Here is a 13,851-nt window from a genome sequence, read left to right on the forward strand (position 1 = left end):
GGCTTCTCCTGGATGGGGTTGGGGGCCGCGGGCAAGGGGGGTGCCGCGCACACCGACACGACGCGCCGGGCCCCGCGCTTTCGACAGCGCCGGCCCCCGGGAAAACCCTCAGGCCCGGCTCTCGTCGAAGCACGGCGCGAGCGCCCTCACCTCGACCGTGGCCCACTGCGCGGCCGGGCAGCGGCGCGCGAGTTCGATGGCCTCGTCGCGCGTGACGCCGTCGAGCAAAAAGAAGCCGCCCACCATTTCCTTGGCCTCGGCGAAAGGGCCGTCGAGCCGGCGCGGCGCGCCCGGCGCTTCGCTCACGCGCACCGCGTCGCCCAGGCCGGCGAGCGAGGCCACCGCGCTGAGCTTGCCCTGCGCCCGCAGCGACTCGCCGAAGGCCTGCATCTGCGCATAGGCCTCGCGGCCCTGGGCCTCGGTGCGGGTGGCGCGCTGGCCGGTGGGTTCGACGATGAGCAGCATGTACGACACGGTGTTTCCCCGGGATATGAAGCCGCGCATGGTAGGCCCAGAATGCGCGGCCATGGACACCGCGCGCTTCAACGCTTTCAAGGAACAGGCCCTGGCCCGGGGCTTCGACGAAGTGATCGAACGCCGCTGGGCGCCCCACACCGTGCTGGCCACGCACACCCACCCGTTCGATGCCGACGCGGTGGTCACGGAGGGCGAGATGTGGCTCACGGTGCAGGGCAACACCCGCCACCTGGGCCCGGGCGACACCTTCGCGCTCGAACGCGACGTGCCGCACGAGGAGCGCTATGGCGCCGAGGGCGCGGTGTACTGGGTGGCGCGGCGCAATCCGGGCTGAGCGGGCTGCGCTACAGTCCCGGCGTGGACCGCAAGCAAGCCATCAACCTGCTGTCTCGCAGCAAACCGGAGCTGGCGCGCCGCTATGGTGTGGCGCGCCTGGCTTTGTTCGGCTCCACGGCGCGCGGTAACGCGCGCGCCGACAGCGACGTCGACGTGCTCGTGGGCTTCGATGGCCCCGCCACCTCACAACGGTATTTCGGGGTCCAGTTTTTCCTGGAAGATCTGCTCGGCCAACGGGTCGACCTGGTCACCGAAACAGCGCTGCGCGACGAGCTCAGGCCCTATGTCGACAAGGACCGCGTGGATGTCTGAGGCCGCCGGGCGCGAATGGCGCTTTTACCTGGACGACATGATCGGCTTCACCGGCAAGGCGCTCGCGTACACCACGGGTCTTGACCGCGCCGGCTTTTCGTCCGATTCGCTGCGCCGCGACGCCACGCTGCGAAACCTCGAGCTGCTGCCCTTGCGGGAGCAGTTGACGGCGCTGCGCTCGGCGATCGGCTGAGCCCCGCCTCAGAGCTCCCCCAGCCCGATCTGCGACAGCACGTCGGGCTGCAGCAGTTCGTCGATCGTGGGGTCGGGCCGGTGCGACCAGGTGAGCGCGAGCGCCACCGCCACCAGCAAGGCGCCGGCGACCCAGGCCAGTCGCGGGCGGTGCGCACCGCCGCGCGGCAGCGGCCCGCCCGCGGTGACGGCCTGGTGCGCGCCCAGGGCCTGCGCGTGCCGCTGCCGCCATTGGGCCAGCACGCGCGCCTGCAGCGCCGCGCTGTCGGTGGCCGCGTTGTGCGCCAGGCCCTGGCGCAGCGCATGGCGCAGGGCGGCGTCTTCGGCCCGGGGGGTGTTCATGCGCGGGCCTCCTGCCACGCGCTGCGCAGGCTGCGCTTGGCGCGGTGCAGCAGCTGGTGGGCGGCGTTGGTGTCGATCTCGAAGGCGCGCGCGATGGCGTCGGCGTCGGCATCGGCATAGGCCCACAGCGCCAGGGCCATGCGCTGGCGCGCGGGCAGGCGCTGCAGGGCCTGCTGCAGCGCGGGTGCGTCGGGCCAGGGCTCGGGCGCGGCGGGCTGCAAGGCGTCCTGCAGCTGGGTGAGGGCTTCGGGCTCGGTGCTGAGCTCGCGCCGCCGCACGAGCTGGCTGCGGCAGCGGTTGAGCACGATGGTGTGGAAGTAGGTGCCGATCTGCGCGCCGCGCGTGTCGTCGACCTGGGCGCTCCACAACCGCAGAAACGCGTCCTGCACCGCGTCTTCGGCGTCTTCGGCGCGACCCAGCATCTGGCGCGCGAGCGCGAGCGCGGTGGGCGTGAGCTGGCGCACCAGCGCTTCGGCGGCGCGCGGGTCGCCGCCGCAGGCCTGGTGCCACAGGTCCCAGCCGCTCGCGGGCAGGCCGAGCAGGCGGCGCGCACCGCGCCGCGCGCGCGCGGCCACGCTGGCCATGCACAGCCCGAGCGGCGGCGGCCGGCCCGCGGCCACGGCGGCCAGGCGCAGGACGGCGGGCACGGGAGCGGTCAGCGGGTAGGGCTTCATCGCAGCGGCAGTTTCTCGCGCATCGCAGCGCGTTCTTCGGGGCTCATGGATTCGAGCAGGGCGCGGCGCTCGCGCAGCAGCGCGCGCCGCTCGGCCGGCGTCATGGCCTGGATGCGCGCGCGGCGTTCGGCCGCGATGGATTCGCGCTGCGCGGGCGTGAGGCCGTTCCAGCGCTCGCGCGTGGCGTCCACGAGGCGCTCGCGCTGTTCGGGCGTGAGGCTTTGCAGCCGGTTGCGCAGCGCTTCGCGAAAGGCCTGGCGCTGCGCGGGCGTGGCCGTCTGCAGGCGGCGCTGGATCTCGTCGCGGCGCTGCGCCTGCTGCTGCGGCGTCAGGCGCGACCACTCCTGCGGGTCGGGCACGGCGGGCGGGCCGGCCTGTGCGCGGGCCGGGCCGGCCTGCAGGCACAGCGCGAGCGCGGCCGACCACAGGGCACGAGAGAAGGCGGTGAAGCGGCGCATGCGGCGGCAAGCCTCGGGCATCAGGCCTCGCGCCACAGGCCGCGCGCGCTCGCGGGCGAGCCCGGCAACACCTCGCGCGACAGGCGCGTTTCGTCGGTGCCCAGGTGGCGCGCGAGCAGGGCGCGCTGCAGGCTGCGCAGGTCGGTGGTGGGCCGCAGGTCGCGGCCCTCGTGCAGTTGCGCGGGCGCCAGGCCGGGCCAGTCGGCGAGCACGCGCCCGCCGGCCACCGCACCGCCCGCCACGAAGGCCACGCCCGCGGTGCCGTGGTCGGTGCCGCCACTGCCATTGGGCCGCGCCGAGCGGCCGAACTCGGTCATCACCAGCACCGTGGTGTCGGCCCACAGCGGCCCGAGCGCGGCGCGCAGCGCGAGCAGGCCGCCATCGAGCGCGGCGAGCTGGCGCTGCAGGCGCGGGCCCTGCTGGGTGTGCGTGTCCCAGCCGCCGAGCTCGAGCCAGGCGACGGCGGGCCCCTGCGGCTCGGCCAGGAAGCGGCCGGCCTGCGTGGCCAGCGCGGCAAAGCCCGCCCCGACCGCGCGCGGCGAGGCCGAGGTCTGCGCGTTGGGCGCCATGGCATCGCCCTCGCCGGCCATGTCGGCCGCATCGGCCAGCGGGGCCGCGGGCAGCGCGCGCACCTGCTGCCAGCGCGCGGCCAGCACGGGGTCCTGCGCGTAAAGGCGCGCCACGCGCGCGGCCAGGTCGTCGTCGGGCGCGGCGCGGCGCGTGGGGGTCCAGGTGGTGGCGTCTTCGCTGCCGCGCAGGGCCAGGGGCATGGCGGGGGCGAGCGCCACCGCGCGCGCGGCGCCGGGCGGCAGGGCGCGGCCGATCCAGCCGGTGCTGAGCGCGAACGGGCGCTCGCCGCCGCTCTCGAGCAGTTGCTGGGCGTCGAAGTGCGAGCGCTCGCGGTAGGGGCTGGCAACCGCGTGCACCACCAGCAGTTCGCCGCTGCCGTACCAGCCGTGCAGGCCGCGCAGCGCCGGGTGCAGGGCGAAGAAGCCGTCGAGCGCGAGCGGGGCCTCGGCCTCGTCGGCCAGGGGACCGCGCAGCGCGGCCCACTGCGGATCGCCCGGGGCCGGCACCGCGGCCAGGCCGTCGAGCGCACCGCGCAGCATCACCACCACGCAGCGGCCGCGCACGCCCGGGCCCTGGGCCCAGGCCAGCCGCAGCGCGCCCGAGGCCGCGAGCGTGGCGCCGCCCAGGCCCTGCAGCCAGCGCCTGCGCGACCAGCCGGCGGCCGCCGGCCCGATCGGAGAGGAGGAAGAGGAGGTGTGCATGGCGTCGACCCGTCTCAGCGGCGTTGCATTTCGGGGCTGGCCAGCAGCAGGGCCAGGGCCTGCGCGCCGCTGTCGGCGCGTTCGATCTCGGTGCGCGTGCGCTCGCTGAGCGCGGCGCCGAAGGCCTCGCGCGCGAGCGCACGGGCGTCGGTCTGCGCGCCGGCCTGCTCGCCGAGCTGCACGGCCCAGGCCACGCGCTGGCGCAGCGCGTCGGCGCCCAGCCAGTCGGCCTCGGTGTCGGGCCAGCCCTGGGGCGAGGGCGCGCGGCCCGGCGGCTGGCCGAGCGCGGCGAGTGCGTTGCTCCAGCGCTGCGCGGGGCCCACGGGACGGCCAAGCAGTCGGTGGGCCGCGATGTGGAGCTCTTCGGGCGTGCGCGCCTTGCCGGGCGCATGGGCCTGCCAGGCCAGTTCGTGATCGAACAGGGCGCGCGCGGTCTGGCGCAGGTCGCCGCCGGTGTCGGCGTAGCGGCGCGCCACCGCCTGCACCAGCGGCTCGGGCGGGGTGTCGGCCACGAACTGGCGCACCAGGCGCTGCGCCAGGTGCTGCGCCGTGGCCGGGTGCGTGGCGAGGTCTTCGAGCACGGCGTCGAGCGCCTGCGGTCCTTCGGGGTAGCGCCGGCCCATCACGCGCTTGTCGCCCGGCTCGTGGCGCGCGGGCACGAAACGCGCGACGCCGGTGCCGGGTTCCACGGTCCAGCCGGTGAGCAGGCGCGCGAGTTCGGTCACGTCGGCCTGGGTGTAGCCCGCGTGCACGCCCACGGTGTGCAGTTCGAGCAGTTCGCGCGCGTGGTTCTCGTTGAGGCCGCGCTCGCGGCGCCGGCCCGCGGGCGAGCCCGGCCCCACCGACTGCGCGTTGTCGAGGTAGAGCAGCATGGCCGGGTGCAGCGTGGCCGCGCGCAGCAACGCGGTGAAGCGCCCGTCCACGTGCGGGCGGATGGCTTCGCGCTCGTAGGGCCACACCACGCCGAGCGTGGCGCCCTTGGTGGCGGCCACGGTGAGGTGGTTGGCCCAGAACTGCACCCAGCGTTCGTGCACCGGCGTGGCCGTACCGACCATGTGGGCCCAGCGCCGCTGCAGCGCGCGCTGGTTGGCCTGCACCAGGGCCTGGCGGTCGTTGTTGGGGCCGGGGGTGTTCACGGCGCGGAGTGCGGCGCGCGTGAGGGCCAGCGCCTCGGCCCCGTCGGGCAGGCCGCTGGCGTCGAAGGCCTGCGGCGCGGCCCATTGCCCGAGCACCCAGGCCAGGGGGTCGCGGCCGATGGTGTCGAGCCGGGCCTCGCCCAGACCGAAGCGGTGGGCCGCGAGCGCAGGGGCGTGGGCGGGGGTCTGCATGCCGGGTTGAACCGCGTAGCCTGCCCGCGCTTACGCGCCGCGGCGCATGCCCGAGTGTCACGGTCGGGCATGGCGCGCTGCCCCGTAAGGCCGGCCGCGGCTCGGCGGTTCAAGCAGCAGGCCGGCATGTCGCCGGTCGCCCCCACGCCAGGAGCCCCCCCATGACCCCGAACACCCTTGCCCGCAACGCCACCCTCGCCCTCGTGCTGGGCGCCGCCCTGCTGCAGGCCCACGCCGCCGATCGCGTGGACCGCCGCCAGGCGCGCCAGGAGCAGCGCATCGACCAGGGCATTGCCTCGGGCGAACTCACCCGGCCCGAGGCCGCGCGGCTGACGCGCGGGCAGAACCACATCGACCGGATGGAGAACCGCGCAGAGGCCGACGGCCAGGTGACGGGCCGGGAGGCCGTCCGGCTGGAGCACGCCCAGGACCACGCGAGCCGGCGCATCTACCGGAACAAACACGACCGGCAGGTGCGGGTGCGCTGAACCGGTGCGCCGGAACGGGTGGCGCGGTGCGACCACCCAGCGGGGTTCCCCCAACCCCCTGCCCCCATGAACCGACTCACCACCGGCCGCGCCCCGGCCACGCCCAACCCTTTGCCCGCCCGCGCCGCCGCGCCCGACCCATCCACGCCGACACCCGCCGAAGAGCGGGCCGGCGTGCTGTCGCCGATCGGGCTGAGCAAATGCCACGACGACCATGCGCTGGCCATGGCCGCGCACCGGTTCATCGAAGGCCGCCCGCTCGACCACCGCGACCGCGACCTGCTCTCGGCGCATTGCGGCGATCGGGTCGAGGTGCTCGCGGCGATGCAGCGCCTGCGGCCCGACTTCACGCCGGTGATGACGCCCATGAAGCCGGACGGCGCCGCGTTCGACGCGCGCGTGCAGTCCACCCTGCACCGGCTGCAAGCGGCCCTCGATCACGGGCTGGCGTTCGAGATCCTCATCGACGACACGCCGCTTCCCGATGAAGTCATGGAGGCGCTTGCGCGCACCCTGGCCGCGCCGAACGCCCGCCTCACGGCCTTTCACTTCCACGCGCCCTGGGCCGACTCCGCGCACGACCGCGACGCGAACGCCGCGCGGCTGCACGGCCTGTGCGCCGGCCTCGATGCCTACGCCTCGCTGCAGGCGGTGAGCGGCGGCCCGGGTGTGCTGTGGCTGCTGAACCGGCCCGTCGGGCACCTGTCGCTCGCCTTCGAGCGCGCCCCGGACGGCGACACGCTGGAGCGGCTGGAACGGGTGCTGGTCAACGGTGTGGCCGCCCTCACCTGCACGGCCGATGAGGCGGCCGCGTTCCCCGAAGTGGCCCGGGTGGTGCAAACCGCGAACCGGCACGCGTCGCCAGAAAGTGCCGTTCGATCGGTTCGGCTGGTCTACCCCTTCCGTGCACCACGAAACGACGCCTCGGGCGTTGACGCGGCCGACCGCCTGCTGAACACACCGCACCTGCAGCGGCTCACGCTGCCCGGTACGGAATGGCTCAACCTCGTGAGCGACGACCAGCTGGTTGCCTGCATCCGCCGCTTCGGCCTGCAGGCGCTGAACTTCGACAGCGTCTTCACGCTCTCGCCCGAGGTTCAGCAGGCGCTGGCCGCCAACAGCAGCACCGCCGCCACAACGGTCCACCGGCCGACGGACCTGGGCGTCACCCCGCTCTAGGGGGCGGGGTGGCTGAACCGGCGCTCAAGCGGGCGGACGGCGCAGCCAGGCCAGCCAACCCGCCACGGGTTTGCGCTGGTCTTCTCGCAGCGTGGCGGCCTCGATGGCCTGCACGGCCAGGCCGTGCGCCACGGCCAGCCGCTCGATCAGCCCGCGCGAGTGCGCGTAGCGCAGGCTGGGCCGCAGCTGCAGTTCGCGCCCCGCATCGGCCTGCTCCACGCTGAAGGCGAACACGCCACCGGGCGCCAGGCGCCGCGCCACGGCCGCGAACACGGCGTCGAGCGCGCCCACGTAGATGAACACGTCGGCCGCGACGACGAGGTCGGCCGGTGCATCGGCCTCGGCGAGAAAGCCCAGCAGGTCGCCGCGCGCCACGCGGCGGTAGTGGCCCGTGGCTTGGGCGCGCTGCACCATTTCTTCGGCCAGGTCCACGCCGTCGACGGCGTCGGCGTGCGGCGCGAGCAGGCCGCCACACAGGCCGGTGCCGCAGCCCAGGTCGAGCGCGAGCGCATGGCGCTGGCCGTTCGCGGTGAGCGGTGCGAGCAGCGCCTGCGGCACGGTGTACTTGAGCTGCGCGAGGTGGGCCTGGAAGTCGTCGGCGTAGCGGTCGAACAGGGCGCGCGCGTAAAGCGCGGGCGGCGGGGGCGGGTCTTGCGCGTCGGTCACGGCCGCGAGGTAGAAGCCCAGCAGCCCGGCGTCGGCCCCGTGCGCGAGCGCCTGGCGGAAGCAGCGTTCGGCCTCGCCCAGGCGGCCCACGTGGCGCATGAGGTGGCCGCGCTGGGTCCAGGCTTCGTCGAGCGTGGGGTCGCGCTCGAGCGCGGCGTCGAGCGCCTGCAGGCCTTGCTCGGGGTGATCGAGCTGCAGCTCGCACAAGGCCAGCGACAACCACAGCCCGCCCTGGTCGGCGCCGAGTGCGATGGCCTGGCGCAGCGCATGGGCCGCGCCGGCCCAGTCTTCGAGCGCTTCGCGGCTCAGGCCCAGCGCGGCCCAGGCGTCGGTGTGGGTGGGGTCGGCGAGCAGGGCGGCGTCGAGCCGTTCGATCGCGGCCCGCCATTCGCCCAGGCGGCACAGCGTGACGCCCAGGTTCGCGAGCACCGAAGGCCGGCCGGGCACGAGCGCGAGTGCGGCCTCGTAGTCGCGGCGCGCGTCGTCGAAGCGGCGCGCTTCGAAGTGGGTGTTGCCGGCAAAAAAGTGCGCCTTGGCGCGGTTGAAGGTGTCGTCGGACATGGGCGGCAGGGCGAGGGGTGAGGGACGGGGGAAAGGCAGCGCGCATCCTAGGCCAGAGCGGCGGCGCGATGAATGACGGGAACGGGTGTTCGACAGCGCCCGACACAACGCGCTTTGCTTGTTGAGGGAATTGCCATGCGCTCACTGACCGCCGCCCACCACCGGGCAAACCATTTCTTGGCGAGGATGGAACATCCCCCCCTGCCCCGGCCCAAGCGCGTCGAAGCGTGGCTGACCCAGCATGGCCTGCCCTGCCGCGTTGCCGACAATCCCTGGATCGACCATGCGCTGACCGCCTTCATCGAAGAGAACGGGTTGTCGTTCACCCAAAGCGAATGGCTGTGCGCCTGGCTCACGGCTTCGGCCCCCCAGAACCTGCCGCTGTTGCTCGGCATGCAGCAACAAAACCCCTCGTTCGTTCCCACGCTGTACCTGGTGAGCGATGAGGGGCAGCACGATGCCCCGGCACTCCAGTGGGCGCACGCCACACGCGTGCTGCAGGAGGCCAACAGGATCGGCTTGCACTACCGCGCCACGCACGAGGCGCCGCATCGCCCATGGGAGCCCATGCTGGGCCGTGCCGACTGATGCCGCCCGGGCCGGCCCCACAAGGCCGGCGGGACCAGGCCTTCAGACCTTCGAGAAATCGGGCTTGCGCCGCTCCATGAAGGCCCCGAAGGCCTCCTTGGCCGCGGGCTCGCGCAGCATGCGGCCAAAGCTCGCGCCCTCTTCCGCGATGGTCTTGAGCACCAGCTCGCCCTGGCCCTTCTTCATGAGGCGCTTGGTCTCGATCAGCGAGCTCAGCGGCTTTGCCGCGAGCTTGGCGGCCACGCTGTGCGCATAGGCATTGGCCTCGGTGGGCGGCAGCACGCGGTTGACCAGGCCCACCTCGAGCGCGGCCTCGGCCATGAAGGGCTCGCCCAGCAACAGGGCCTCGGCGGCGCGGTGGTAGCCCAGCATCTGCGGCACCAGCAGGCTGCTCGCGGCCTCGGGACAGAGGCCCAGGTTCACGAAGGGCATGGAGAACGCGGCGTTGTCGCCCGCGTAGACCAGGTCGCAGTGAAACAGCAGCGTGGTGCCCACGCCCACCGCGGGGCCGCAGACGGCGGCGATGAGCGGCTTGGGAAAGGTCGCGATGCCCTGCAGAAAGCGGAACACCGGCGAATCGAGGCCCGCGGGCGGGTTGTTCAGAAAATCGCCGATGTCGTTGCCGGCCGAGAACACGGTCTCGTGGCCCTGGATCAGCACCACGCGCACGGCCGGGTCGTCGACCGCGCCGGCCAGCGCATCGGCGAGCGCGCCGTACATGGCCGAGGTGATCGAGTTCTTCTTGTCGGCGCGGTTGAAGGTGAGGGTGCGGATGCCGGCTTCGGTGTGGACGAGGATGTCGCTCATGGCTGGTGGGAGGGGTTGGAACCAGCCGGACAAGTTACCACGAAGGCCGGGCCGGATCAGTAGAGGTAAACCGCCCCACTGCCCGGCGCGCTGTTGTCGTCCGGGTTGCCGCCCAGCAGCGTGGACGCGCTGTCTTCGTTGGGCGCGCCGACCGCCAGGCTGGCCCCGTCGCCCGAGAGCGCCAGACCGGCGCCGAAGCGGTCCCCGGCATCGGCGTTGGGCGCCTTGACGTAGGCCCCCGATTGCCAGGCGCCGCCGCGGCGCCAGTACAGGTAGACCGCGCCCGACTCCTCACGGCCGGTCGGCTCCAGCGTGGCGCCGATGCCGCGGCCGACGCCACTTTGCGCCACGGCGGCCACGGCCAGCGCATTGCCGTCGGCCGAGAGCGACACGGCATGGCCGAACTCGGCATAGGTCTGCGCGTTGCCGGCCTTGACATAGGCCTGCTGCGTCCAGCCCGCCCCGGCGCGCGCGAACACATAGACCGCGCCCACCAGGAACTGGTTGGGCTGGCGGCCCTGATCGCCGCCGACGCCGGTGGCCAGGCTGCTTTCGCCCACGGCCCCCACCGCCACCGTGGCGCCGTCGGCCGACACGGCCACGGCGCCGCCGAACCGGTCGCCGAGGCCAAGGTTGGAGGACGCGAGTTCGCCGGTCTGCACCCAGGTGCCGCCCTGCCGGTCGAACACATACGCGGCGCCGGCGTCCAGCGTGTTGCCGCCGATCGTGCGCGGCACCTGACCGGCCCCCACCACCAGCGTCTGGCCATCGCCCGACAGGCCCAGCGCGCCGCCGAACCCGTTGTCCACGGTGGTCTCGGGCGAGGCGAGCGTTTGCTGGTGCGCCCATGGGCCCGCGGCCCGCGTGAACAGTTCGACCGCGCTGGTGGCGTTGGTCTGCCCCGTTTCGGGGGCCATGCCCGCGGCCAGCGTCTGCCCATCGGCCGACAGCGCCACGGCGCTGCCGAAACGCCAGGGCTGGGTGGTGTCGGTCGGCTGCAGGACGGGCTCGGCGGTCCAGCCCGCGGGGCCGCGTTCGTAGGCGTACACGGCGCCCAGGCCGTTGAAGGCCAGCGGCGCCCCCACCGCGAGCCGTGTGCCCGACGCCGACACCGACACCGCAACGGCCGAGCCGAACAAATCGCCGGCAACGGGGGTGGGCGCCTTCAGGTAGGCGTCGAGCCCCCACTGACCCGCGCGGCGCCCGAAGACCAGCACCGCGCCGCTGGCAGCGGCCGAGGTGTCGGCGGGATCGGCCGTGGCGCTGTCGTCTCGCGGCACGCCGATCACCAGGGTCTGGCCGTCGGCCGACAGGGCCACGCTGGTGCCCGCGCGGTTGCCCTGGTTGGGCGCCTTGAAGTAACCCACGGCCGCGTCGAGCACGCGGCTGTCGACGGTCAGCGCGGGGGAATCGGTGCACGCGCTGCCCCGGCAGGTGCGCAGCCAGTGCCGCGCGTTCCACTGCCCGGGCAGCAGCCATTGCCGTTCGTGCGCGGTGGTGTGGGCGGGCAGCGTCGCCACCACGTGGGGCGACGCCGCGTAGGGCTCTTGAACCACCCACTGGTGGCTGGTGGCATCGGAGGCGTCCTGCCAGCGCAGTTGCAGGGTCTTGATGCCGGTGGCCTGCAGATCGAGCGAGGGCAGCGGGCCGCTGTCTCCGCAGGCCGTCAGGGCAGCGACGGACAGCGCGATGAGGAGGTTGCGCCAGGCACGTGCAAAGGGTTTCATGGCAAGGCTCCGGGGTGGACGGACAGACCGCCGATGACAGCAGCCGCGGAACCGAAGCCCCATACTGCCCAGGGCGTATTTGTTCCGTTCGGCGGCCTCTAGACTCGCGCTCTCCCACCGCCTCTTCCCCCTCGCCCATGGCCTTTCGACCGACCTTGCTGCTGCTCTGCCTGGCCCTGCTCGCGGCCCCGCTGCGCGCCCAGGACAAGCCCGACACCAGCCCGGGCGCGACCCAGGCCGCCAGCACCCCGCAGCCCGAGCTGCCCCGGCCCCGCATCGCGCTCGTGCTCTCGGGCGGCGGCGCACGCGGCTTCGCCCACGTGGGCGTGCTCAAGGCGCTCGAAGCCGCACGCGTGCCGGTCGACCTGATCGTGGGCACGTCCATGGGCGCGATCGTGGGCGGGCTGTACGCCGCGGGCATGAACGCCGACGAGCTCGAGCGCGAGATCCTGGGCGTGGACTGGAACGGCCTGTTCAGCACGCGCCAGCCGCGCCAGGTGCTGTCGCAGCGCCGCAAGGAGGAGGACTTCGAGCTCTCGCCCGTGCTGCTGCTGGGCTTTCGCGACGGCGAGTTCCGCCTGCCCACGGGTGCGGTGTCGAGCCGCTCGCTGGAGATCCTGCTGCGCCGCTACACCCTGCCCACGCGCCACCTCGCGAGCTTCGACGCCCTGCCCACGCGCTTTCGCGCCGTGGCCACCGACATGGAGACCGGCAAGCCGGTGGTGATGGACCGCGGCGACCTGGCCGCGGCGCTGCGCGCGAGCATGTCGGTGCCGGGCGTGTTCTCGCCGCTGGAGATCGAGGGCCGCATCCTCGGCGACGGCGGGCTGGTGAACAACCTGCCGGTGAGCGTGGCGCGCGACCTGGGCGCCGAGGTGGTGATCGCGGTGAACATCGGCACGCCGCTGGCGCCGCGCGACACGCTGGGCTCGCTGCTGGGCATCAGCACGCAGATGATCAACATCCTCACCGAGCAGAACGTGCAGGCCAGCATCGCGCTGCTCACGCCGCGCGACCTGCTGCTCACGCCCCCGCTGGGCACGCTCACCTCGGGCGACTTCAACCGATCGCGCGAGCTGGTGAAGCTGGGCCACGACTACGCGCAGACCGTGGCCGCCTCGCTGGCGCGTTACACGGAAGACAGCGCCCGGTACGCCGCCTGGACCGAGGCGCGCCGCACCCAGGCCGAGCTCAACGCCACGCGGGTGGGCCGCATCGCCAACATCCGCTTCGAGGGCGTGAACGAGCAGCGCGCCGAGCGCCTGGGCCAGGGGCTGGCGCCGCTCAAGGGCCAGCGCGCCGACGTGGACCGCATCGAAGACGACATGGAGAAGATCGCGGCCACCGGCGACTACGAACGCATCGACTACCGGCTGGTGCGCAACCCCGACACCGGCGGCGAAGACCTGGTGATCGGCCTGCGCGAGAACAACTGGGGCCCGAACTACCTGCGCGTGGGCCTGGACCTGCGCACCGACTTCCGCGGCGACGGCAGCTTCAACCTGCGCCTGAGCCACAACCGCCACTGGCTCACCGACAGCGGCACCGAGTGGCGCAACCGCGTGCAGCTCGGCGAGACCATGGGCCTGTACTCCGAGATCTTCCAGCCGCTGGGCCTGCGCGGCCGCAGCTTTCTCTCGGCCTATGGCGACCTGTCCATCCGCAAGGTCGAGCTCTACGGCAACGACGATTCGCCCGAGGCACGCATCCGCCGCGAATCGGTGCGGATCGGGCTCGACCTGGGCTGGCCTTTCGGGCCGCAAGGCTCGGTGGGCGAGTTCCGCCTGGGCGCGCTGGCGAGCGAGCGGCGCTCGACGCTGGAGCTGGTGTCGCCCGACGCCACCTCGCTGCCGGCGGGGGTGCGCGCGGTGCAGTGGCGCGAGACCGGCCTGCGCGCCGCGGTGCTGGCCGACCAGCTCGACTTTGCCAACTTCCCGTCGCGCGGCTACCGCGCGCTGGGCGAGGTGGTGGTGGGCCAGCGCACCACCACCGGTGTGCCGGGCAGCAGCAACTTCACGCGCGTGGAGGCCTCGTACACCGGCGTGCGCAGCTGGGGCCCGCACACCTTCAACATGGGCCTGCGCGTGGCGCACGCCAACCGCATCCCGCTGGGCGCGATCGACGAGTACTCGCTCGGCGGCTTCCAGAACCTCTCGGGTTTCCGGCCCGGGCAGGTGGCGGGCAATTACCTGGCCTTCGGCCGCTTGAGCTACTACCGCCGCCTGCCCTGGGACGTGGGCATCGCGCGCGCGCTGTTCGCGGGCGGCTCGCTCGAGGCCGGCAACGCCTGGATCAACCGCAGCGAGGTTTCGCTCAAGAACCTCTACGCGGGCAACAGCCTGTTCCTGGGGGCCGACACCGGCATCGGCCCGCTCTACCTCGCGCTGGTGAGCGCGCCCAAGGGCTTCACCGGGCTTTACCTGTTCCTCGGCCGGCCCTGAGCGA

General features: G+C 73.6%; 16 protein-coding genes. 7 read left to right on the forward strand and 9 right to left on the reverse strand.

From position 1 onward, the window contains the following. Positions 1-108: 108 nt before the first annotated feature. Positions 109-474, reverse strand: coding sequence for a YciI family protein (locus WDZ95_RS08635; RefSeq protein ID WP_425777750.1), 366 nt, complete (start codon positions 472-474; stop codon positions 109-111). A gap of 52 nt (positions 475-526) precedes the next feature. Here WDZ95_RS08635 and WDZ95_RS08640 point away from each other — a divergent pair, with 52 nt between their 5' ends. From WDZ95_RS08640 to WDZ95_RS08650, 3 genes are read left to right on the forward strand one after another with little or no spacing between them, the layout of a single operon-like run. Further along, positions 527-811, forward strand: a complete 285-nt coding sequence (locus tag WDZ95_RS08640) for a cupin domain-containing protein (RefSeq protein WP_425777752.1) — start codon at positions 527-529, stop codon at positions 809-811. Between the two features lie 23 nt (positions 812-834). Then, a complete protein-coding gene (locus WDZ95_RS08645; RefSeq protein WP_425777754.1) occupies positions 835-1,125 on the forward strand; it encodes a nucleotidyltransferase family protein in 291 nt (96 codons plus the stop codon). After that, the gene (locus WDZ95_RS08650) at positions 1,118-1,318 is read left to right on the forward strand and encodes a hypothetical protein (RefSeq protein WP_425777756.1); all 201 of its coding nucleotides are present in this window, start codon (positions 1,118-1,120) and stop codon (positions 1,316-1,318) included. Before WDZ95_RS08645 ends, WDZ95_RS08650 begins: the two co-directional genes overlap by 8 nt. Before the next feature lie 8 nt (positions 1,319-1,326). Here the strand turns inward: WDZ95_RS08650 and WDZ95_RS08655 are convergent, their stop codons facing one another. The 5 genes from WDZ95_RS08655 to WDZ95_RS08675 are packed head-to-tail and all read right to left on the reverse strand — an operon-like array spanning position 1,327 to position 5,390. Then, positions 1,327-1,659 (reverse strand): hypothetical protein, encoded by a 333-nt coding sequence (locus WDZ95_RS08655; RefSeq protein ID WP_425777758.1) that lies wholly within the window; start codon positions 1,657-1,659, stop codon positions 1,327-1,329. Next, a complete protein-coding gene (locus tag WDZ95_RS08660; protein ID WP_425777760.1) occupies positions 1,656-2,333 on the reverse strand; it encodes an RNA polymerase sigma factor in 678 nt (225 codons plus the stop codon). The genes WDZ95_RS08655 and WDZ95_RS08660 overlap by 4 nt, the downstream gene beginning before the upstream one ends. After that, entirely contained in the window at positions 2,330-2,791 is a 462-nt protein-coding gene (locus WDZ95_RS08665) for a DUF3106 domain-containing protein (protein WP_425777762.1), read from the reverse strand. The genes WDZ95_RS08660 and WDZ95_RS08665 overlap by 4 nt, the downstream gene beginning before the upstream one ends. 20 nt (positions 2,792-2,811) lie before the next feature. After that, positions 2,812-4,062 (reverse strand): DUF1501 domain-containing protein, encoded by a 1,251-nt coding sequence (locus tag WDZ95_RS08670; protein WP_425777763.1) that lies wholly within the window; start codon positions 4,060-4,062, stop codon positions 2,812-2,814. A 14-nt stretch (positions 4,063-4,076) separates the two neighbouring features. Beyond that, positions 4,077-5,390, reverse strand: coding sequence for a DUF1800 domain-containing protein (locus WDZ95_RS08675; RefSeq protein WP_425777765.1), 1,314 nt, complete (start codon positions 5,388-5,390; stop codon positions 4,077-4,079). 161 nt (positions 5,391-5,551) lie between these two features. On the opposite strand from WDZ95_RS08675, the gene WDZ95_RS08680 reads away from it, so the two are divergent. After that, a complete protein-coding gene (locus WDZ95_RS08680; RefSeq protein WP_425777767.1) occupies positions 5,552-5,878 on the forward strand; it encodes a hypothetical protein in 327 nt (108 codons plus the stop codon). 66 nt (positions 5,879-5,944) lie between these two features. After that, on the forward strand, positions 5,945-7,057 hold the full coding sequence (locus tag WDZ95_RS08685; RefSeq protein WP_425777769.1) for a hypothetical protein: 1,113 nt from the start codon (positions 5,945-5,947) through the stop codon (positions 7,055-7,057). Positions 7,058-7,081: 24 nt separating this feature from the next. On the opposite strand, the gene WDZ95_RS08690 is transcribed toward WDZ95_RS08685, so the two are convergent. Then, entirely contained in the window at positions 7,082-8,284 is a 1,203-nt protein-coding gene (locus tag WDZ95_RS08690; RefSeq protein WP_425777771.1) for a tetratricopeptide repeat protein, read from the reverse strand. Positions 8,285-8,419: 135 nt separating this feature from the next. Here WDZ95_RS08690 and WDZ95_RS08695 point away from each other — a divergent pair, with 135 nt between their 5' ends. Next, the gene (locus WDZ95_RS08695; protein ID WP_425777773.1) at positions 8,420-8,872 is read left to right on the forward strand and encodes a hypothetical protein; all 453 of its coding nucleotides are present in this window, start codon (positions 8,420-8,422) and stop codon (positions 8,870-8,872) included. Positions 8,873-8,914: 42 nt separating this feature from the next. Here WDZ95_RS08695 and WDZ95_RS08700 read toward each other — a convergent pair whose 3' ends face one another. Further along, positions 8,915-9,679 carry an enoyl-CoA hydratase gene (locus WDZ95_RS08700; RefSeq protein ID WP_425777775.1) on the reverse strand — a complete coding sequence of 255 codons (765 nt, stop codon included), beginning with the start codon at positions 9,677-9,679 and terminating at the stop codon, positions 8,915-8,917. A gap of 56 nt (positions 9,680-9,735) precedes the next feature. Next, complete coding sequence (locus WDZ95_RS08705) at positions 9,736-11,406, reverse strand: FG-GAP repeat protein (protein WP_425777777.1); 1,671 nt, start codon at positions 11,404-11,406, stop codon at positions 9,736-9,738. A 137-nt stretch (positions 11,407-11,543) separates the two neighbouring features. Between WDZ95_RS08705 and WDZ95_RS08710 the strand changes: the two genes are divergently transcribed. Further along, on the forward strand, positions 11,544-13,847 hold the full coding sequence (locus tag WDZ95_RS08710) for a patatin-like phospholipase family protein (protein WP_425777779.1): 2,304 nt from the start codon (positions 11,544-11,546) through the stop codon (positions 13,845-13,847). Positions 13,848-13,851: the final 4 nt, after the last annotated feature.

Origin of the sequence: Hydrogenophaga sp. T2, from assembly GCF_049843535.1 — a bacterium.
GTDB lineage: Bacteria > Pseudomonadota > Gammaproteobacteria > Burkholderiales > Burkholderiaceae_C > Hydrogenophaga > Hydrogenophaga crocea.

Coding starts and splice junctions, on each gene's coding strand:
- WDZ95_RS08700 (WP_425777775.1), bottom strand. CDS start 9,679: ATGAGCGACATCCTCGTCCACACCGAAGCCGGCATCCGCACCCTCACC.
- WDZ95_RS08655 (WP_425777758.1), bottom strand. CDS start 1,659: ATGAACACCCCCCGGGCCGAAGACGCCGCCCTGCGCCATGCGCTGCGC.
- WDZ95_RS08675 (WP_425777765.1), bottom strand. CDS start 5,390: ATGCAGACCCCCGCCCACGCCCCTGCGCTCGCGGCCCACCGCTTCGGT.
- WDZ95_RS08665 (WP_425777762.1), bottom strand. CDS start 2,791: ATGCGCCGCTTCACCGCCTTCTCTCGTGCCCTGTGGTCGGCCGCGCTC.
- WDZ95_RS08695 (WP_425777773.1), top strand. CDS start 8,420: ATGCGCTCACTGACCGCCGCCCACCACCGGGCAAACCATTTCTTGGCG.
- WDZ95_RS08640 (WP_425777752.1), top strand. CDS start 527: ATGGACACCGCGCGCTTCAACGCTTTCAAGGAACAGGCCCTGGCCCGG.
- WDZ95_RS08690 (WP_425777771.1), bottom strand. CDS start 8,284: ATGTCCGACGACACCTTCAACCGCGCCAAGGCGCACTTTTTTGCCGGC.
- WDZ95_RS08680 (WP_425777767.1), top strand. CDS start 5,552: ATGACCCCGAACACCCTTGCCCGCAACGCCACCCTCGCCCTCGTGCTG.
- WDZ95_RS08710 (WP_425777779.1), top strand. CDS start 11,544: ATGGCCTTTCGACCGACCTTGCTGCTGCTCTGCCTGGCCCTGCTCGCG.
- WDZ95_RS08685 (WP_425777769.1), top strand. CDS start 5,945: ATGAACCGACTCACCACCGGCCGCGCCCCGGCCACGCCCAACCCTTTG.
- WDZ95_RS08650 (WP_425777756.1), top strand. CDS start 1,118: ATGTCTGAGGCCGCCGGGCGCGAATGGCGCTTTTACCTGGACGACATG.
- WDZ95_RS08660 (WP_425777760.1), bottom strand. CDS start 2,333: ATGAAGCCCTACCCGCTGACCGCTCCCGTGCCCGCCGTCCTGCGCCTG.
- WDZ95_RS08705 (WP_425777777.1), bottom strand. CDS start 11,406: ATGAAACCCTTTGCACGTGCCTGGCGCAACCTCCTCATCGCGCTGTCC.
- WDZ95_RS08670 (WP_425777763.1), bottom strand. CDS start 4,062: ATGCACACCTCCTCTTCCTCCTCTCCGATCGGGCCGGCGGCCGCCGGC.